The 17,452-nt window shown below is 59.7% G+C and carries 16 protein-coding genes, 2 tRNA genes and 1 riboswitch; of the genes, 9 read left to right on the top strand and 9 right to left on the bottom strand.

Features of this window, described 5'->3' with window-relative positions; genetic code table 11:
• Window positions 1-241: 241 nt before the first annotated feature.
• Window positions 242-1,108, bottom strand: a complete 867-nt coding sequence (locus FDQ92_RS01495) for an RpnC/YadD family protein (protein WP_137422957.1) — start codon at window positions 1,106-1,108, stop codon at window positions 242-244.
• Window positions 1,109-1,498: 390 nt separating this feature from the next.
• Window positions 1,499-2,389 (bottom strand): RpnC/YadD family protein, encoded by an 891-nt coding sequence (locus FDQ92_RS01490; protein WP_137422956.1) that lies wholly within the window; start codon window positions 2,387-2,389, stop codon window positions 1,499-1,501.
• A 529-nt stretch (window positions 2,390-2,918) separates the two neighbouring features.
• On the opposite strand from FDQ92_RS01490, the gene FDQ92_RS01485 reads away from it, so the two are divergent.
• The 4 genes from FDQ92_RS01485 to FDQ92_RS01475 all read left to right on the top strand — a co-directional run bounded on the left by FDQ92_RS01485 (window position 2,919) and on the right by FDQ92_RS01475 (window position 8,662).
• Window positions 2,919-2,996, top strand: a tRNA-Pro gene (locus FDQ92_RS01485).
• 1,066 nt (window positions 2,997-4,062) lie between these two features.
• On the top strand, window positions 4,063-5,940 hold the full coding sequence (locus FDQ92_RS01480) for an aldehyde ferredoxin oxidoreductase family protein (RefSeq protein WP_170180129.1): 1,878 nt from the start codon (window positions 4,063-4,065) through the stop codon (window positions 5,938-5,940).
• Between the two features lie 342 nt (window positions 5,941-6,282).
• The gene (locus tag FDQ92_RS15850) at window positions 6,283-6,414 is read left to right on the top strand and encodes a hypothetical protein (RefSeq protein ID WP_281276831.1); all 132 of its coding nucleotides are present in this window, start codon (window positions 6,283-6,285) and stop codon (window positions 6,412-6,414) included.
• 55 nt (window positions 6,415-6,469) lie between these two features.
• Window positions 6,470-8,662 (top strand): 6-phosphofructokinase, encoded by a 2,193-nt coding sequence (locus FDQ92_RS01475; protein ID WP_137422954.1) that lies wholly within the window; start codon window positions 6,470-6,472, stop codon window positions 8,660-8,662.
• Between the two features lie 10 nt (window positions 8,663-8,672).
• Here the strand turns inward: FDQ92_RS01475 and FDQ92_RS01470 are convergent, their stop codons facing one another.
• Together FDQ92_RS01470 and FDQ92_RS01465 are read right to left on the bottom strand one after the other, a co-directional pair.
• On the bottom strand, window positions 8,673-9,329 hold the full coding sequence (locus tag FDQ92_RS01470; protein ID WP_137422953.1) for a plasmid pRiA4b ORF-3 family protein: 657 nt from the start codon (window positions 9,327-9,329) through the stop codon (window positions 8,673-8,675).
• Window positions 9,330-9,383: 54 nt separating this feature from the next.
• Window positions 9,384-10,388, bottom strand: a complete 1,005-nt coding sequence (locus FDQ92_RS01465) for a methyltransferase (RefSeq protein ID WP_137422952.1) — start codon at window positions 10,386-10,388, stop codon at window positions 9,384-9,386.
• 418 nt (window positions 10,389-10,806) lie between these two features.
• On the opposite strand from FDQ92_RS01465, the gene FDQ92_RS01460 reads away from it, so the two are divergent.
• A complete protein-coding gene (locus FDQ92_RS01460) occupies window positions 10,807-11,337 on the top strand; it encodes a Slp family lipoprotein (RefSeq protein WP_137422951.1) in 531 nt (176 codons plus the stop codon).
• Window positions 11,338-11,539: 202 nt separating this feature from the next.
• Here FDQ92_RS01460 and FDQ92_RS01455 read toward each other — a convergent pair whose 3' ends face one another.
• Window positions 11,540-11,824 carry a DUF8180 domain-containing protein gene (locus tag FDQ92_RS01455; protein ID WP_137422950.1) on the bottom strand — a complete coding sequence of 95 codons (285 nt, stop codon included), beginning with the start codon at window positions 11,822-11,824 and terminating at the stop codon, window positions 11,540-11,542.
• A gap of 222 nt (window positions 11,825-12,046) precedes the next feature.
• A riboswitch (cobalamin riboswitch) is annotated at window positions 12,047-12,232 on the top strand.
• Between the two features lie 214 nt (window positions 12,233-12,446).
• Between FDQ92_RS01455 and FDQ92_RS01450 the strand changes: the two genes are divergently transcribed.
• The 3 genes from FDQ92_RS01450 (at window position 12,447) to FDQ92_RS01440 (ending at window position 14,280) form a co-directional block, all read left to right on the top strand.
• Window positions 12,447-12,698, top strand: coding sequence for a hypothetical protein (locus FDQ92_RS01450; RefSeq protein ID WP_137422949.1), 252 nt, complete (start codon window positions 12,447-12,449; stop codon window positions 12,696-12,698).
• 25 nt (window positions 12,699-12,723) lie between these two features.
• Entirely contained in the window at window positions 12,724-13,623 is a 900-nt protein-coding gene (locus tag FDQ92_RS01445) for a sirohydrochlorin cobaltochelatase (RefSeq protein ID WP_170180128.1), read from the top strand.
• A gap of 129 nt (window positions 13,624-13,752) precedes the next feature.
• On the top strand, window positions 13,753-14,280 hold the full coding sequence (locus FDQ92_RS01440; RefSeq protein WP_137422947.1) for a hypothetical protein: 528 nt from the start codon (window positions 13,753-13,755) through the stop codon (window positions 14,278-14,280).
• Here the strand turns inward: FDQ92_RS01440 and FDQ92_RS01435 are convergent.
• The 4 genes from FDQ92_RS01435 to FDQ92_RS01420 form a co-directional block, all read right to left on the bottom strand.
• Window positions 14,244-14,783, bottom strand: a complete 540-nt coding sequence (locus tag FDQ92_RS01435; RefSeq protein WP_137422946.1) for a tetratricopeptide repeat protein — start codon at window positions 14,781-14,783, stop codon at window positions 14,244-14,246. The genes FDQ92_RS01440 and FDQ92_RS01435 overlap by 37 nt on opposite strands.
• Complete coding sequence (locus FDQ92_RS01430; protein WP_137422945.1) at window positions 14,776-15,846, bottom strand: lysylphosphatidylglycerol synthase transmembrane domain-containing protein; 1,071 nt, start codon at window positions 15,844-15,846, stop codon at window positions 14,776-14,778. The genes FDQ92_RS01435 and FDQ92_RS01430 overlap by 8 nt, the downstream gene beginning before the upstream one ends.
• 160 nt (window positions 15,847-16,006) lie before the next feature.
• A complete protein-coding gene (locus FDQ92_RS01425) occupies window positions 16,007-16,450 on the bottom strand; it encodes a DUF5658 family protein (RefSeq protein WP_137422944.1) in 444 nt (147 codons plus the stop codon).
• 473 nt (window positions 16,451-16,923) lie between these two features.
• A tRNA-Trp gene (locus FDQ92_RS01420) sits at window positions 16,924-17,000 on the bottom strand.
• 174 nt (window positions 17,001-17,174) lie between these two features.
• Between FDQ92_RS01420 and FDQ92_RS01415 the strand changes: the two genes are divergently transcribed.
• On the top strand, window positions 17,175-17,438 hold the full coding sequence (locus tag FDQ92_RS01415) for a hypothetical protein (RefSeq protein ID WP_137422943.1): 264 nt from the start codon (window positions 17,175-17,177) through the stop codon (window positions 17,436-17,438).
• Window positions 17,439-17,452: the final 14 nt, after the last annotated feature.

The following is a 17,452-nucleotide window of genomic DNA, read 5'->3' as shown; positions in this document are numbered from 1 at the left end:
CGACTGGGTCCGCGAAGCCAACCCCCAGTTAAAAAGCGAGCAGAAGCCGGATCGCAAGCGTGTCCGCCAAATCGAACGCGAGCTGCACCGCAAGGAGAAAGCGCTGGCCGAAGCCGGGGGTGAGCACGCATCCGAAAGGCTACTGTGCCGCGGCGCCGAACCAGCTGTGGTCGTGAGACAGGCTTGGCCTTCACACCGTCTCTGGCCATGCCACTCAAAGAGAGCCTCCGGGAACGGCCGCCTAATCGAGAAAGCTTAACAACGCCTTGTGGAATTCGTCGAGTGAATCGGCACGAAGAGCTTTCCTGAAGACGAGTTTCAGCGCATCCGGATCTTGGATCTTCCGAAGGGATTGAAAGATATCCTTGGGAACATCCTTAAAGCGCGCCTCCAGGGTCTCCAGGATATGTTCCCGCGTGGCCTCCAGTGTCCCCTGCTGCAGTCCCGAGCGGACGCCTTCCTCGTAGCCTTCCTTCTTAATCAGTTCATAGGCATAGGATTCCATCATGATGTCCCTCCTGCGCTCCAGCAGCCGGCGAGGTAGATCCTTGTCCACAAGACCCGAAAGAAGCGCCATGCCGGTCAAAAGATCCGCCTTGTCGCTTCGGCCGAGGCTCGAGCCATAGACGGCCTCTTCGGCCCTTTGAAAGATCTCCGACCCTCCCCGCATGAGCCCCACAAAGGGCATGAGACACGGATTTCCCCATTCCAGGACCTTTTGGGCGTCCATGGCGGCAAGGGATATCACCTGGAACCGGTAGCGGATGCCGCCGTCTTCGAAGTTTTCCACCACGTTCCCGCTGGGGGTGAGAAGCATCACTACCGGCAAGACCGAGAGGCCCGTTTTCAGACGATACCGCGCGTCGTATTCCAGAAGCCGCAACGGTACGTTCGGTTCCCACCGGCTTTGCACTTCCAGCAACACGATAAACACCCGTCCGTCGGAAGCCCGCACCCGGATGGGAAAATCGCTTCGGCGAACCGAAGCCGTCTCCTGGGGAAGTTCCAAAATCTCCGATTCTTCCACGTGGAGACCCAGGAAAAACTCCAGCGCCGCCTCACGGCAATGGGCGAGGATGACCTTCATCGCGGCATCGTAGCCACCCATGGCGGACTCCTTGCGAAAGTTCCCGGAGATACCGTTTCAAGATATCACAGTCCCCAGGGATGGCCAACGGGTCGTTCCCCACCCGCTGTATCAGGGTACTTGTCACACGAAGTCATCCCGCCACGGCGGCCTTAGTTATAATTTTATCCACAGATTTCACCGATGGCGAAAGATGATTGGATTTTCCATCAAGCGCCTTGATTCTTTTAATCTGTGTCAATCTGTGTAATCTGTGGATGTCCATTAGGGTTACCACCCTGATGGAGCGCCGCGGGGGCATGGTCCAAGGATAGCGCGGGTATGGAAGCTGGAGCTTCCCGGGCAGGCCGTTCCCAAGCCGGAGCTTGGGAACGAGGGGAAAAGCTTTACAGAACCTGCGGGAATGGCTGCCTAATCAAAAAAGCTTGACAGCGCTTTGCGGAATTCGTCCAGGGAGTCGGCACGAAGAGCTTTCCTGAAGACGAGTTTCAGCGCATCCGGATCTTGGATCTTCCGAAGGGACTGAAAGATATCCTTGGGAACATCCTTAAAGCGCGCTTCCAAGGTCTCCAGGATATGTTCCCGTGTGGCCTCCAGCGTCCCCTGCTGCATTCCCTGCTGCAGTCCCTGTTCTATTCCCGAGCGGACGCCTTCCTCGTAGCCTTCCTTCTTGATCAGTTCATAGGCATAGGATTCCATCATTATGTCCCTCCTGCGCTCCAGCAGCCGGCGAGGTAGATCCTTGTCCACAAGACCCGAAAGAAGCGCCATGCCGGTCAAAAGATCCGCCTTGTCGCTTCGGCCGAGGCTCGAGCCATAGACGGCCTCTTCGGCCATTTGAAAGATCTCCGACCCTCCCCGCATGAGCCCCACAAAGGGCATGAGGCACGGATTTCCCCATTCCAGCACCTTTTGGGCGTCCATGGCGGCAAGGGATATCACCTGGAACCGGTAGCGGATGCCGCCGTCTTCGAAGCTTTCCACCACGTTCCCGCTGGGGGTGAGAAGCATCACCACCGGCAAGACCGAGAGGCCCGTTTTCAGACGATACCGCGCGTCGTATTCCAGAAGCCGCAACGGTACGTTCGGTTCCCACCGGCTTTGCACTTCCAGCAATACGATAAAGACCCGCCCGTCGGAAGCCCGCACCCGGATGGGAAAGTCGCTTCGGCGAACCGAAGCCGTCTCCTGGGGAAGTTCCAAAATCTCCGATTCTTCCACGTGGAGGCCCAGGAAAAACTCCAGCGCCGCCTCACGGCAGTGGGCGAGGATGACCTTCATGGCGGCATCGTAGCCACCCATGGCGACTCCTTGCGAAAGTTTCCGGATACGGCTTGAAAATATCACAGTCCCCGGGGATGGCCAACGGGTCGTTCCCCGTGAGATCCCGGAGACTGCTGTTCCAACTCGCGGGTCGTTATTCCAGGCGCCGGGGCGGTCCGCGGACCGCCCCTCCACGCGCATCACGGCCGACGCGAGCAAAGGGCGCGATCCCCCGTCACCCGGGCGATCGCGCGTCCCGCCCCATCCCTTCGCAGCCATCCTCGGTTGTTTTCCGTCTCGACCGGAATCGAAAGAGCTGCGTTTCCGGCCCATCGGGACCCTATCACTTCGGGCGATCCTGCCACAGCCCTCACGCCGCCGCCGTCAATCGCCGAAGCGAAAACACCCCTTCCACGCCCGCCGCCCGGTGAGCCCGCCGCTCCTTCTTGTGCAGGCAGTGGAAATCATAATTCACCTGTCCCTAAGTTATGCCTAACTTAGCTAATTTACCGCGGCTTAAATCTTGATGCTCACAGGGATTCATGCTACCTATCATCGCTCAACCGATCGGGGCGTGGCGCAGACTGGTCAGCGCACCTGCCTTGGGAGCAGGGGGTCGGAGGTTCAAATCCTCTCGCCCCGACCATATTGAATCAATCACATCGAACGGCCCTTCCCGACCCCGTTCACAGCGGATTCCACGGGCCCCGTTCTCGAAAAATCCTCGAATCGGCGCTGTGACGCTCTATGCCTTTCGGGAATCCTTCTTGCCGGGATCGGTCTTTTCAGCGTCTACGGCGTAGCGGTGTCCCTTTACTATTTCATGCACAGTACGATGGTAACGGCTGGGCTCTTTCCGCTTGCGGACGTGACGGCCGCCCGACGCGAACAACGACGGGTAGCGGCGATCGTGGCGGTTTGAGCAATCCGCAGAGGATGCCGTAAACCTTCCGAGGCTAATTCGAAGCTTTTTCTCGCGCGTTCGAGGGGGGCGTGAACGAGACCTGAGATCGCGTTTTCGAAAGAATTCCCTTGTCTTTGAGCTTTTCCACGCAACTTTCGCAAATGGAATAGAAGGTTTCGGGGATCCTGCCGCAAACCGGGCACTTGTCCGACCTTGTAGACGGCTCCTGCTTCATGAGGTCCTCCCGTTCCGGGCGCCTTCTGTTGCCGTAAAAGAGTCCTGCTTTGCGTTGCTTGTAAGAGCTTGTCCAAAAAACAAGCTCATAAAAGTCGGGCGCTGATGAGGTTCCTTGACCCTGTAGGAACGGCCTTGGCAGCGATGCTAATCGCCGGCAAGCCGGCTTCTACAAGAAAGACTGGGATCGCCGGCTCCTATAGCAAAGACTCGGATCCACGGTTCCTAGAGCAAAGCCCCATTTGTCTGGCGGGGTGTTTCATCCCTGCGGCGGTGTCCCATTCAGCCCCATGATCGTTAATGTAACTAAAGAGTTTAATTACAATATTATTTCTACTGTAGAGCTTGAGGGTTGGCAAGGCCAAATTGCGGCTTTCCGTCTGGAAGCGCCTTCGGGGTGCCTTTGTGAACGGAGGGTGTTCGCTTGCGCCGGCCACTCCGCTTGCGTGGCGGACGTTTCAGACCCGGGGGGGCTCTGGAACTTTGGGGATTGGCGGGTTAGGTTGGATCCAAAGAGTGTCGCCGAATGCCGTCATGGCAAGGTGGGAGTCGTAACGCTTGGAAGGAGGAATCGATGAGTCTTCAAGGAGTACGAGGACGGATTGCGTGGGTGGATTTGGCAAGCCAAGAGACGAAGATTGAAGCACCACCGGATGAACTCTACCTGAAGTACCTGGGCGGCTACGGATTGGCGGCGTATTTGCTGTACACCCGCCAGCGCCCGGGTGTGGATCCGCTGGGCCCGGAAAACGTGTTCGGCCTCACCACGGGCCCGCTCACCGGAACCGCCGCCATCACGGGAAACCGGTTTACGGCGGTCGGAAAATCTCCTAAAACCGGCGGATGGGGCGACGCCAATTGCGGCGGAACCTTCGGGCCCGCTCTCAAGCAGGCTGGACTGGATGCGGTCTATTTTTCCGGCATTTCGGAAGAACCGGTATACGTGGTGGTGGAAGACGGCCGGGTGACGCTCCATGACGCCTCGGATCTGTGGGGGCTCCCATGCGGCGAAGCGGAAGAGAGACTGAAGGACCGGCACGGGAAGAACGCACGATCGGCGGTGGTGGGCCCGGCGGGTGAAAGGCGTTCACTGCTTGCTTGTATCATCAACGATGGGGGGCGGGCGGCCGGACGGTCAGGGCTGGGAGCCGTTATGGGATCGAAACGGGTGAAGGCGGTGGTGGCCGTGGGCGGCGGCGAGGTCCCGGTGGCGGAAGACGAGAAGCTGAAAGCGCTTCGGAAGGAGATTCTATCCACCCATTATCAGGTCACGAACCCCATGTACGAATTTTACCACAATTACGGAACGCCGGGCGGATTGGAATCCAGGGTCCGCATGGGCGATACCCCCATCAAGAACTGGATGGCGCCGCCGGAGGCCTTTGCCGGCGCGGATCGGATCAGCGGCGAAGCCGTGCGGCGCATTCAGGTGAAACCGTACAGCTGCTGGCGCTGTCCCATCGCTTGCGGCGGCCGCGTGAAGGTCGAGGCGGGACCCTACGCGGGAGAAGGTCACAAGCCGGAATACGAAACGCTCGGGGCCTTCGGCGCCATGTGCCTCAACGACAACCTGGAATCCATCTGCCGCGTAAACAACCTGTGTAACGACTTCGGCCTGGACACCATTTCCACCGGCGCCGTGGTGGCCTTTGCCTTCGAGTGCTTTGACAAAGGGCTGATTTCGGAGGCGGACACCGGCGGACTGAAGCTCGCGTGGGGAAATCACCAAGCGGTCGTGGAGCTCACCGAGCAAATCGCCCGCGGCGAGGGCTTCGGCGGGAAGGTGCTGGGAGACGGCGTTCGCCGGGCCGCGGAACGGATCGGCGGCGGCGCTGAGGCGGCCGGCATGGAATGCGGCGGCGAGGAGTTGCCCATGCACGACCCGAGGTGTTTTCCGGGTCTGGGCGTGAGCTATGTGGCGGACGCGACGCCCGGCCGACACACCCAGTACGGTTCGTGGTTCGTGGAAGGCAATATGCTGCCGGAAGATCTGGATGTCCCGAAGATCGCCGGTCGTTACGTCTACCGGGGAAAGGGTGAGGCGCACAAATTTGCGTCCTGTTTCGGTCATGTGGTGAATGCGGCCGGTGTCTGCATGTTCGCGTCCCTGATCACGCCCGGCCGGGTGCTATCCGAATACCTGACCTTGGCCCTGGGGCGCCCGTTCACGCTGGAGGATGTGCTCGCCGTCGGAGAGCGGATCGCGAACATCAGGATCGCCTTCAACCTGCGCGAGGGCATTCGAAACGTCGAACGTTTTCGGCTTCCAGGTCGCGTTCTCGGGAACCCGCCGCTTCCAAGCGGTCCCACTCAGGGCGTGACGGTGGACAACGACAGCCAGATCCGCGACTATTACGAAGCCATGGGCTGGGACCCGGAGACGGGCGTTCCGCACCGTGCGGTGTTCGAGCGGCTGGGGCTGGATTTCGCACTGGAGGTGACGCGGGGGTAACCTTGCGGTAGCATAGAAAATAATTGACCTAATATTTGATGCCAAATTCTAATTCCCCTCCCCTTGTGGGAGGGGATTAAGGGGAGGGGAATGTAACTGATTGACATACCTTAGTTTTTTCACCCTCACCCCAACCCTCTCCCATCAAGGGAGAGGGGGATTTTTTGACTTTCGTTATCCTTTTTGCTTGAGGTCTCCACTTTAGAACGCTACCAAGTTTTTGCGTCCCGGCTGTTTTGTGTCACAACCGTTCTGCCGATGAAGCCAACGATAGGGACCGGGACCCGCTGCTTAAGCTGGAAATCCTCCGCGACTTGTCGAAGAGGCTCACCGGGGATCGGCGTGATCTACGCCGACCGGTGGAGCAGTCGGCGTGAACTGGATGAACAGAGCTTTGAAAGCTTCAAGCATTTCGTGTTCCAGGCGAACCTGAGCCTTTCGTATATGGTGGCCCGAAACCGGGAACCGGCATGAACGGCGAAGGAATCTACGAACGGCGGGATTTTCCGCCATTTCGGGAGGCGAAGACATGATCCGTTCTCTCGCGGTTCTCACCAGCGGCGGTGATGCTCCCGGGATGAACGCCGCCGTCCGCGCTGTGGTGAGGCGTGCGCTGGACTGCGGCGTTCCGGTCCACGGTGTGTTCAACGGCTACGAGGGGTTGGTGGCAGGCGGCGACAGCATCCGGCTGTTGGGGTGGCAGGATGTGGGTGGGATTCTACCCAGAGGTGGAACGTTTCTGGGAACCGCCCGGTCCGAGCGTTTCAGGCTGCCCGAGGGACGCCGGGCGGCGGTGGCCAACCTGGTCGAGCGCGGAATCGGGGCGCTGGTGGTGATCGGCGGCGACGGTTCCCTCATGGGCGCTCACGTGCTGGCTTCGGAATGGCCGGAGCATCTGGCGTCGCTGGGACTGGAAGAGGCGCCGGAGGCTCTCCAGGTCATCGGTCTTCCGGGTTCCATCGACAACGACCTGTTCGGAACCGATATGTCCATCGGCGCGGACACGGCCCTGAATCACATCGTGCAGGCCATCGATGATTTGAGTTCCACCGCCGCCAGTCACCAGCGGACCTTCGTCTTGGAAACCATGGGGCGCCACTGCGGTTACCTGGCTCTCATGGGATCGCTGGCGGGCGGAGCGTCGTGGGTGTTGGTTCCGGAAGAGGAGTTGGAACTTCGCTGGCATCAGAAGATGGTGCGTTCACTGCGAAAATCCAGGGAAATCGGGCGGCCTCACCAGATGGTGGTGGTAGCGGAAGGAGCCCGCCACCCCGACGGGCTTCCCATTCGAGCCGAAGAAATCCGGCGGATCCTTTGCGAGCAACTGGCCATCGATGTGCGGATCACGGTCTTGGGTCACGTTCAGCGGGGCGGCTCGCCCACGGCCTTCGACCGAATTCTCGCAACACGGCTCGGCGTGGCCGCCGTGGATCTGCTGGTGAAGGAGCCGCCGGGGAAGCTCCGGCACATGCTGGGACTCCAGAAAAACCGGGTGACGGCTACGCCGCTGGCCGAAGTCGTGGAACAGAGCCGCAGGGTGGCGCAAGAGATCGAAAACGGCAGTTACGGTAAGGCTCAGGAACTGAGAGGGGAAAGTTTCACCCGTGGCTTGGAACTTGTGAAGACGCTGTCGCGCATCGAGCCCGCCGAGAAATCCCAGGGGGAAGGAGGCGTGGGGATCCTCACCGGCGGCGCGGACGCTCCGGGGATGAACACGGCGGTGAGCGTGGCGGCCCGCTGCCTGCTGAACCAGGGCATCGCCGTCTACGGGGTTTTGGAATCGTTTCCGGGATTGATCCACGGGCGCCTGCGGGAACTCGGCTGGAACGAACTGACCGGCTGGCTGAACCGGCCCAGTTCGGAACTCGGTACGCTCCGTCACGATGTGAGGGAAGAGGACCTGGCGAAAATCGCCGAAAACATATCGCGTCACGGCTTGAAGGGACTCATCGTGATCGGCGGCCTGGGAAGCTATCTCAACGTGGCCCGGATGGTGGAAAACCGCCGCCGGTTCCCCGAACTCGATATCCCCATCGTGGTTCTTCCCGCGACCATCGACAACAACCTGCCCTGCACCGAATTCACCATCGGGGCCGACACCGCCTTGAATAACGTCATCCAGGTCCTGGACAAGATCCGTCATACCGCCGGTGCCACCCGGAGGGCCTTCGTGGTTGAAGTGATGGGCCGCCGGTCCGGGTTCCTGGCGCTTCTGGGAGCCCTGGCTTCAGGGGCCGAAAAGGCCTACCTGCCGGAACTGGGGATCCGCCTCCGCGACCTGAGCCGTGACGTGGACATGCTCCAAGAAAGCTTCCGGAGCGGCAAACGCATGGTGATTTTCCTCAGAAACGAGGAGGCATCCCGCCATTACACGACGGATTTCATCCGGCGCCTGCTGGAAGAAGAAAGCCGTGACGAATTCGAAGTCCGCACCGCCATCCTGGGGCACCTCCAGCGCGGCGGCGCGCCTTCGGCTTTCGATCGAATCCTGGCGAGCCGCATGGGCGCCTTTGCCGCCTTCAGCCTTGCGGACGCCATGGAACAGAAGTACACCGGGGTGCGGGTGCTGGGATTGCAGGGCCGGGGCATCGGAGCGTTCGACCTCCATGAGGCCCTGGCGGAAATGGATGAAGGACTGACTCGGCCGAAAAACCCCTGGTTTCTCGAGCTGCTCCCGGTCGCCGAAGCGCTGGCCAAGCACGGGCCCGGTGCCACCGTCTGATCCAAGACCTTCAGCTTTCTCGGCCGGATTTTTTCTGTCTTCCAGGTTTCGTCGGCTTCCCTGGCTTAGGGCTGAAGGCGGTACGAAGCGCCGTGTTCACCGCCTCCATGTCGAAGGCTTCGGGATCGAAAGGCCCGGCAACCCATTCGACCATCTCTAGGTGGTTGGGATGCTCAGGGTCCGCCAACACTTCCAGAAAATCGCCGTAGCCATAAGGTCCCCCGACGTCTTCGGGAGGGCACGCGCGTTTGCCTTTAATGCATCGCGGAAGCTCGGCCTTGGGATCCCAGGGAAGGATCTTTTCCAGCAGCAGTACATGGACCCAGTCGTCGCCGAAGTCGTAGATGTACAACGCCTTGTCTTTCTCTTCCCGCAGCAGGTCCCGCAGTTTGAAGCGGGTTTCGTCCTTCACGTCCTTGAAATCCCAGTCGAGGTCTGTAGCTCCGTACCTTTCCAGATCATTGCGGTTGCCTCTCAGGAATTCGTGGAGATGGGAGAATTCCCAGCCCATGGCGATCTGGATGATGGAATGGAATTCGTCCAGTGGGGTATCGCTGCGCAGCAGCAGCCTTCGCCAGATGGGCGGACGGATGTCCTGCAGGGTGACTTTGACCTGATAGATGAGGGGATCGGGAGAGCTTTTCGTCGAGTTCGCCGCGTGACTCATGCCTGATCCTTTCTAAAAAAACAACGCGGGTTGGGATCCGTGGGACCTTCGGCTTTACGCCGCTGCTCTGTCCACGGGCTTGCGGGCTTCCACCAGTCCGTCCATGCGCTCGCCGCTCCGGGCGAGCCGCACCTTCGTGAACCCCGCGCGTTCCAGGCTTTCCTTGATTTCCCTGAAGGTGTACGTGTCGCCTCCCGCCGTGTTCACCAGCATGTTCAGGGCGAAAAGAGCTCCGGCAGGCGGTCGCGATCGGTCTTGTTCCATGATGTGGTCGCGGATGAGAATCGTGCCCTCGGGTTCCATCGCCTCGAAAACCTTGCGGTAGAGTTCGAAGTTCTCTTCCGGGCTGTTCTGATGAATGATGGCGGAAAGCAGGACCAGGTCGCACCCGCGGGGCAGGGGGTCACGATAGAAGTCACCGGCGGCGAGCTCGACCCGGTCCCGCAATCCTTCCTGCTGCAGGCGTTCCTCCGCTAGTGGAAGGACGGACTCCAGGTCGAAAATGACCGCCCTCATCGAGGGGTTTTCTCTCAGGAAAGCGATGGTATAGGTTCCAGACGCGCCGCCCACATCCAGCAGCTTCCTGAAGGGCGAAAGATCGTAGCTTCGGGCGATTTCCCGCGACAGGTCCCGGCCCGCAACGTGCATGGCCCTGATGAACGCCTTCTGATTGTCCGTTCCCGATTCCGAAATGGGCTTTCGGTAGGGATTGACTCCCCGCCGGACGCTCTCCGTGAGATGACTCCAGCTGTCCCACAGATGCAGCAGGTGTTGAACCATGGGAAGCACCGTTTCCGGGTGGTGCGCGGAAAGCGGCGCCCCCTTGGGGGTCGGTGAATAGCGGCTGTCGTGCTTTCGAAGCAGTTCCAGCGCCACCAGGGCGTCCAACAGACGAGTGGCGGCCCTCAGGTCCAGCTCGAAGATATCGGCGATTTCCTGAGCGGTGGACGGGTTGTCCCCCAAAAAGGTGAAAAGATCCAGCTCCCCGGCGGTGAGGATCACGCGGCTTCTCGTGAAGGCACGCGCATCTTCCAGGGCGGCGACGGAACTCGGTTCCATGTTTGGACTCCCAGGACGGTAAGGGTTCGCTGACTTTCGATACGGATCATTTTTTTTCCATAGCACAAGGGGGCGCCCGTTGAAAAGGTTACTTCAAGGCCGGAGTCCACCGCAGGGTGAGAAGCCGGCATCGACAGCGAACCGATGCCGAGCAAAAATTTGGCAGCGTAGAAAATAATAGACCTAATATTTGATGCCTAATTCTATTTCCCCTCCCCTTGTGGGAGGGGATTAAGGGGAGGGGGAGAGGGGGATTTTTTGACCTTCGTTATCCTTTTTGCTTAAGGTCTCCACTTTGGAACGCTACCAAAATTTTTCCGTTGATGTGAAAGTGAGCCTGGTCCAAGCGTGACCAAGATAGTTATATTAAAAAGAAAACCTGCAGGCCATGATCCTTTCAACTTGAAAGGAAAGAACGATGAAAATGACCCACCGTGCGGCAGGGTTCTTCGCAGTATGGATCCTTCTGTCGGGATTCGTTTCGGGCTGCGCTCCGGTGATTTCTTCTTCGGTGAGGGAGCAGGCGGTGCTCAACCTGAGCCTTTCCGAGGTGCAGGACGCTCCCCACCACTACCGGGGGAAGGTGGTGATCTGGTCCGGAAGGATCTTGAAGGTCGAAAACAAGCCCGGAGGCACCTGGCTGGAAATCCTGGAGCATCCGGCCGATTCGCGTGGAAAGCCCAAGGACCTGAACCAATCCCGGGGGCGTTTCCTGGCGGTGGATTCACGCTTTCTCGACGGAGCCCTTTTCGCACCTGGGCGGTTGGTCACTGTGGCCGGTGAAATCACCGGGTACGAAACCCGTCCCATGGGCGAGATCACCTACCGCTATCCTGTGCTCCGGGTGCTCGAAATCTACTTGTGGCCCGAAGAACGCTACTATTACTACGATCCATGGTACGACTATCCGCCCGTCTGGTGGCACTTCTACTATGGCCGCGACTGGTGACCGCCGGGACCGCGGGATGCGCGCACGGGGTCGAACTCCCGGAGGGTCGGCGGAATCAATGGATTTTTCGGAAACGGGTCCCGAGGTTCCGAGCTTCCCGCGGCCTCGCTCACGCCTTCTCGATTCGGCAGGGGATGCCGCGCAGCCGCGGCGTTCCCATGACCGGAGGAAAACCAGGGTTGGAAACCTGGGGCAAGGGGCGTCAGGATGCCTCGTCCAGACGGCTCAGGGCCTTTTCAAACAATGCGTTCATTTGAGCGGAAACGCCCGCCGCTTCTTCAAGGACCTCGGCGACAGCCCTTTCGCCGAGCTTTTCCGCCCGCCCCGCCCATTGCCGATAGGACTGCACGTGATCTTCGTTGTGATGGATCCAGTGTTCGATTATTTTTCGGAGCTTCTCCCGCTCGGACAGCTCTTCGCCGTGTGAGTGCGAATCGTGGGCGTGCGGCCCGTGGTGGGATCGGCCGCCGTGTTGGTGATGGCTCATGGCAAGACTCCAACGGTCTGGTGGCTGGTTCTGGAAAGCAATGATCGCCGAATCCCGATCAAAACCGCTCGGGAAATGTACTATTTCACAAAGGAGAGGTCGGTTTCCAGGTTTTTTGGCGACGGCCCGTAAGTTTCCCGGCTTGCCGTTTCACGATGGGATAGAACGGGTGCAAAAATCCTATTGACAGGACTCGACGGAGATTGATAGAAGTTTCTCGACAATCTGCTGAAGCGGTCAGGTGTGAGAACGCTTAAAAGGGAATCCCGTGGAAATCGGGAGCGGTCCCGCCGCTGTGAACGGGGACGAAATCCTTGAAGCGCCACTGCCGCGCGTGAGCGCGGTGGGAAGGCCGGGAGAGTAGGACGATCCGTGAGCCAGAAGACCTGCCTGACCGAGGGAGAAACCGGCACGGAAGTATGCCGCTAGTCTCCATGTGGGATCAAGCAAAACTGGGTGCAATCCCTGGAGCTTTCGGGCTTCAGGGATTTTTTTTGGGGAAAGCCCACCCCATTGGCACCATGTGGCCCTCCTCATCGCTTCCATTAACCCTAGACCATCCGGGGAGCCCCAGGGGCTCCCCGGATGCCCTATTCTTTTCGCATTGCAGAAGGAGTTGTTCATGAAGCGAGGATTGATCATTTACGTAACCGAAGGCGGGCAGTGTTCCGAGGACAGTTCCGGATTGCAGCGGCTTCGGTGCCACTACCGGGCCGACGCCCTGCGTGTCGCCTCTTCCGAGTTCGACGTCACCTACGGCTGGTGGGAGCTGGTGACCCGGGGGATGCAGGAAGTGGTCTGCGTGAGGGCCAAAATGGATGAGGCGTCCGAAGGGCTGCAGGTCCTCGGGCCGCCGCTCAGGCTGTGCGGCTAACGCAGAGCAAGAAAGGAGTTGGAAAATGCCGAAGGTTCGTGCTATGCGGGTTACGGTGTGTTTGGCGATTCTGATGTCGATGGTCTGTCTTTTCGAAAGGACGGAAGCCCTGGCCAAAAAGCACAAGGAATGCCCGGCCAAGAAGGCCGTCCTGCTGGTGGCGTTTGGAACCAGTCTGCCCGAGGCTCAAAAACCCTATGAAATCATCGAAGATAGGGTGAGGGCCGCTTTCCCGGGGGTCGAGGTGCGTTGGGCTTATACGTCATCGATCGTTCGAAGGAAGCTCGCCGAAGAAGGCGCTGCCGTCGATTCCCCCGAAACGGCCATGGCCGGACTCATGGACGATCGGTTCACCCACGTGGCGATCCTGTCGCTCCACACGATCCCGGGCAAGGAATTCCACGACCTGTATCAGAACGCCCGACTCTTTTCGCTTATGGCCGGAGGCTTCCAGAAGGTCGCCGTGGCTCGCCCTCTGCTCTCTTCCCAGCAGGACATGGAGCGGGTGGCGGCGGCGATGGTGAACGCCTTGCCGGCGTCCCGCCGGCCCGGCGACGCGGTGGTGTTCATGGGCCATGGTTCGGCCCATCATCCCGCAGACGCCATCTACGGAGCCATGAACGCGCTCTGGCAGGAGACGGATCCCGACGTGTACCTGGCCACCGTGGACGGTCACCCGCCCTTCGAACGGGTGCTGGCGAAGCTCAAGGAGAGAAAGACGACCAAGGCCTACCTGGTTCCCTTTATGCTCGTTGCGGGAGATCACGCCCGGAACGACATGGCGGGACCCGGGCCGGACAGCTGGAAGAGCGTCCTGGAACGGGAAAACATCCAGGCGGAACCCGTCTTTGTGGGTACCGGGGAAATTTCCGGCGTGGTGGATGTCTGGCTGGAACACCTGCAAAGCGCCTTCGACGAGCTATGACTCCGAGCTGCTTTGGCGTTTGGGATGCGGCTGCGATGCCATCGGGTTTGGCACGGGTTTTCATCCACGGTGCGGCATGAGGGATCATCCTTATCTGAGCGGTTGATCATGCTTCGGTCGGCTCAAAACATGACCGGGAAAGAAACGTCAAGAGATCCTGCGCCGGTTTTCGCCGCATCGGAAGGAGCTCCGGTTCGCTATGCGGAGTTGGAGAGGCGGGCCAGGGTCTGGGACAGGCTGGTCATGATCGCGGCGGCGGTCGTCCTGGCCGTTCCTCTTCCTTTTGTGCGGTTTGAATCCTGGCCGGCGGGGCGCCTCATCCTGGAGCGGCCCGTGCTTCCCTGGAGTTCCTTCCGGATCTGCTACCGAACGCTCCCGAAAGGCGAGCCTGTGGAAGAATGGTACCGGTTCGATTGGAAGGGGCGCATGACGCCTTCCATGGACGGCCCGCTCCCCCTGTTGGCCGTTTCGGGGGCGGACGTTCCTCTGCTGCGCTGGCAGAGCCAGCCGGATATTCCACTGGATGCGCTCTTCGAGGCGGGTGAATTTCTGAAGGTGGAAACCGGCTGGCAGCCCGCGATCCTGTGGCCGCTTCGAACGCTTTGGTCCGGCTGGAAAAATCAGGATTTCCCGTCCCAGAAAGGGGGCGCCGGCTGAAAATCGACCTGGATCCGTTCGGGGTTGATGCCGGAAGCCATCAGATCCACGATGCGGTTGAGGGTTCGGCGAAGCCGGTAAAGGGCCGCAAAAGACGTCGCGACGGCGAAAGGGGCCGCTTCAGCCCCACTGTAGGCCCGGTCGAAGGTTTCAACGGCCCGGTTCAGTGCGCGAAGCCCCTCCGCATAGTTCTTTTCGCGGATGTGGACGGAGGCGGCGTTGCTGAGTAACCCCAGTCGGACCACCGGATCGTCCGCTTCCTGCTGCAGCCCTTCCTCGATGAGTCCTTTGGCCTTTTCGGTTGCGCCGTGGTGCAGGTAAAGGTAAGCGAGATCCCGGCAGATTCGGGCTCGAAGCGAAGATGCGCCGACGCGGCGCGAATCGGCCAGTGCCTTTTCGTACAAGTGTATGGCGGCGATGAAATGCCTGGCCATGAGGGACTCCTCGGCCTTCCGAACCCACAGGCCGATCTGTTGGCGGTCTTTGTCCTCTTGGTCAAACATTGGGAAGTTTCGTCTCTTTGATGCCTTCGGGCAGCGCCTCATGGGCACCGCGGGAAGTGGATTCGGGGGAAAGGGTCCGAAGGAGCGGGATGCTGACAGCCAGCGGAAGAATATAGTAAGCGAAGCGGTAGATCAGGGTCGCAAGGAGCGCGCTCTCGTAGTCCACGCCCATGAGGTAAAAGGACCCCGCCATGGAACCTTCCATGACTCCGATGGACGCCGGGGTGATGGAAAAAATCCCCGTGAAGATCCCCACAGCGAATCCCACCAGAAGGGTTTGGTTGTCCACCGGGTGGTTGGCTGCGAGGAAGGACCCTTTGAGGCAAAGAAACATGAAAATCCAATCCAGCGCGGCGAAGGACGCCGCGCCCCACAACCTCCGGGGGTCGGCCATGAACAGGTTCATGCTTTCATCGAAGTTCTCGAAAAACGCGTCGGCCCGCCGCCGCTGCAGCCAGTGGGGTTTCTTTATCATGAGGCAGACACGCTCGTAGGCCCGCAGCGAAATCCTCCACGCTTTTTTCCGGAAACGCCCATCCACGATCACCTTGACGGTGATCCAGGTCAGCGCGAATGCAACCGCCAGGACTACTCCCCCGATCCCCATCTCTTTGCGGTTCATTTTGTACTGGCTGTAAAGCAAGAAAAACCCCAGGTAGATCATCACCACGGCCACCGTATTGGTCAAGAACCCGTGCACCATGGAAACGGAAAGGGTGCGGCTGGGGGGAATTTTCTTCTGAGCCAGCATGTAGACCTTTGCGGCCACACCGCTCAAGCCGCCGAGGGCCATGAGGTGGTTGAGCGTGCAGGCAAGGAGGGTGATGCGGAGGACGGAGGCGAATTTCAGAGGGTGCTTCATTTCTTTGAGAAGTTGGGCGAGGACCCCGGCGATGCAGAGATAACTCAACGCACCGGCGGCAAGCGCCATGCCGGTCCAGAAGGGATCCACCTGGGCGAGGCCTTGTCTCAGGCTTTTCAAGTCCGCCTGGACAAGCGTAGCGGCGAACAGGGCAAGCCCGACAAGGCCGGCGAACCAGAATCTGCGTCGGCCGAAGTTCATGCGTAGAAGCGTTTCTCCATCCGAACGGGATACGGGCGGCCACGGAAAGGGTCCGAGCGTGGTGGCAACCGTGACGTACTTATCAGACTTTGAAGTCGTTGAAAAGCCGAGAGGCGCTCCGGTGCCCGCCGGGCGCCTCGGGAACGCGGGGTTCCCTCCGTCAAACGAAAGTGGCGAGGAAGAGTTCGTAAGCGATGAGGATTCCGTAGAGCACGGGGAGGGCGAGGAGCAACGTTTTGACGGGGAGCCTCCCGCGGAAGATGGCGAGGTTCTTGTGGATGAGAAGGGTGCCGAGCCCGAACGCCGTCAGGATATATTTGACGAGGAGAAACGGGAGGGGTCCCAGGCCGATGAAAAAGTCCATTACGGGATTGGCTTCCATGGCTCCACGCTGAAGCAAGGTGAGGGTGAGGAAGGCGTCCGCAATGCAGAGGATGAGCGTGGACACGACGGCGAAGACCGACCGCCACCCGTATCGGTCCACGTAGACATACACCGTGCGGTCTTCCCGGCGGCGGGCATGCCTCCTTCGCCCCATGAGGCTGGCGAGACTCAGAGGCGACGTCGGCCGCGCACGCCGATCCTTTCCCGATCGTCGTTCCACGAAAGGTCGCTGATCCATGATTACCCAAGAAAGCCCAAGTGCGCCCGGGGCTTGCCTGAAGCCCTTGCCGAAAGGCTCGATTTTCGCCCGAGGGTCCCTTTCAAGCATCGGCCGGCAAGGCTTCATGCTTTAGCCATTGATGACGGGGTTCCGGCAGGCCGACCAGCTGTTTGACCCCGGCTTCGCCCCCCACGATGGGCGCGGAGTCCCAGAGGCCGCTCACGTGAAGCAACTCATAGGGTAGGATGCATGAAAGTCGCGGACGCACCGGCCTCCCGGAGCTGCAAACGTTTGGAACCCCGGTGAGGCCGGGGAAAGATTCTCCATGATCGCGTCGATTTTTTCCGGTGGATAAGGGTTGCCGCACTTTTGCTGACACTTGGGCGTGAGCCGTCGGTCCCCAAAAGGAAAACCCGAGAGTTTCATCCATGTATGCGGCTCAGTGGAATCTCTCGAGTTTTTTTGGATGTCTCTGGCAGGCCAGGAGGGATTCGAACCCCCATCCCCCGGATTTGGAGTCCGGTGCTCTAGCCGTTCGAGCTACTGGCCTAGGATTAAAATTTGTTTAGCGTGTTTTTCCCGGTTTGTAAAGGGAAATGTCTCGGGACGCGCGAATGTGCCGGGAACCCGGTTGTCAACCTCGAGGCTTGTGATTAGGTTTTAAAATAATGCCAAGACTTACCGACTGATTAGGTGAGAGGCGGTTTGAGAAAGGAGGTGTTCGATGAAAATCAAGTATTGCCGAAAATATGAGAAGTACGTGAGCGCCCAGCACTGCGAATTTTTCAACGAGGGGCCCAAGTGCGAATTCTACAGCCCCGCGCAGTGGAACAGTATCAAGGAATTGCTCCAGGACGTGAATCGACCCAAGTGGGAAGTGAGCGAAGTGATCAAGCCCTTCAAGTGCAGCCTGCTGGACCGCGAGTACCTGAACGAAATGAACCTGAGGCGCCGTTCCCGGAGACGGAGCGTTTCGGGTCTAGCCTGAAAGTGATTGCTGAA

Origin of the sequence: Desulfoglaeba alkanexedens ALDC (assembly GCF_005377625.1) — a bacterium.
Classification (GTDB): domain Bacteria; phylum Desulfobacterota; class Syntrophobacteria; order Syntrophobacterales; family DSM-9756; genus Desulfoglaeba; species Desulfoglaeba alkanexedens.
The sequence above is the reverse complement of the archived record's forward strand: the minus strand, read 5'-3'. Positions and strand labels throughout refer to the sequence as shown.

What these genes read in the sequence shown, in the direction of transcription:
- FDQ92_RS01495 (WP_137422957.1), bottom strand. Translation starts at nt 1,108, where the DNA reads ATGGGTGGCTACGATGCCGCGATGAAGGTCATCCTCGCCCATTGCCGT.
- FDQ92_RS01490 (WP_137422956.1), bottom strand. Translation starts at nt 2,389, where the DNA reads ATGGGTGGCTACGATGCCGCCATGAAGGTCATCCTCGCCCACTGCCGT.
- FDQ92_RS01480 (WP_170180129.1), top strand. Translation starts at nt 4,063, where the DNA reads ATGAGTCTTCAAGGAGTACGAGGACGGATTGCGTGGGTGGATTTGGCA.
- FDQ92_RS01475 (WP_137422954.1), top strand. Translation starts at nt 6,470, where the DNA reads ATGATCCGTTCTCTCGCGGTTCTCACCAGCGGCGGTGATGCTCCCGGG.
- FDQ92_RS01470 (WP_137422953.1), bottom strand. Translation starts at nt 9,329, where the DNA reads ATGAGTCACGCGGCGAACTCGACGAAAAGCTCTCCCGATCCCCTCATC.
- FDQ92_RS01465 (WP_137422952.1), bottom strand. Translation starts at nt 10,388, where the DNA reads ATGGAACCGAGTTCCGTCGCCGCCCTGGAAGATGCGCGTGCCTTCACG.
- FDQ92_RS01460 (WP_137422951.1), top strand. Translation starts at nt 10,807, where the DNA reads ATGAAAATGACCCACCGTGCGGCAGGGTTCTTCGCAGTATGGATCCTT.
- FDQ92_RS01455 (WP_137422950.1), bottom strand. Translation starts at nt 11,824, where the DNA reads ATGAGCCATCACCAACACGGCGGCCGATCCCACCACGGGCCGCACGCC.
- FDQ92_RS01450 (WP_137422949.1), top strand. Translation starts at nt 12,447, where the DNA reads ATGAAGCGAGGATTGATCATTTACGTAACCGAAGGCGGGCAGTGTTCC.
- FDQ92_RS01445 (WP_170180128.1), top strand. Translation starts at nt 12,724, where the DNA reads ATGCCGAAGGTTCGTGCTATGCGGGTTACGGTGTGTTTGGCGATTCTG.
- FDQ92_RS01440 (WP_137422947.1), top strand. Translation starts at nt 13,753, where the DNA reads ATGACCGGGAAAGAAACGTCAAGAGATCCTGCGCCGGTTTTCGCCGCA.
- FDQ92_RS01435 (WP_137422946.1), bottom strand. Translation starts at nt 14,783, where the DNA reads ATGTTTGACCAAGAGGACAAAGACCGCCAACAGATCGGCCTGTGGGTT.
- FDQ92_RS01430 (WP_137422945.1), bottom strand. Translation starts at nt 15,846, where the DNA reads ATGAACTTCGGCCGACGCAGATTCTGGTTCGCCGGCCTTGTCGGGCTT.
- FDQ92_RS01415 (WP_137422943.1), top strand. Translation starts at nt 17,175, where the DNA reads ATGAAAATCAAGTATTGCCGAAAATATGAGAAGTACGTGAGCGCCCAG.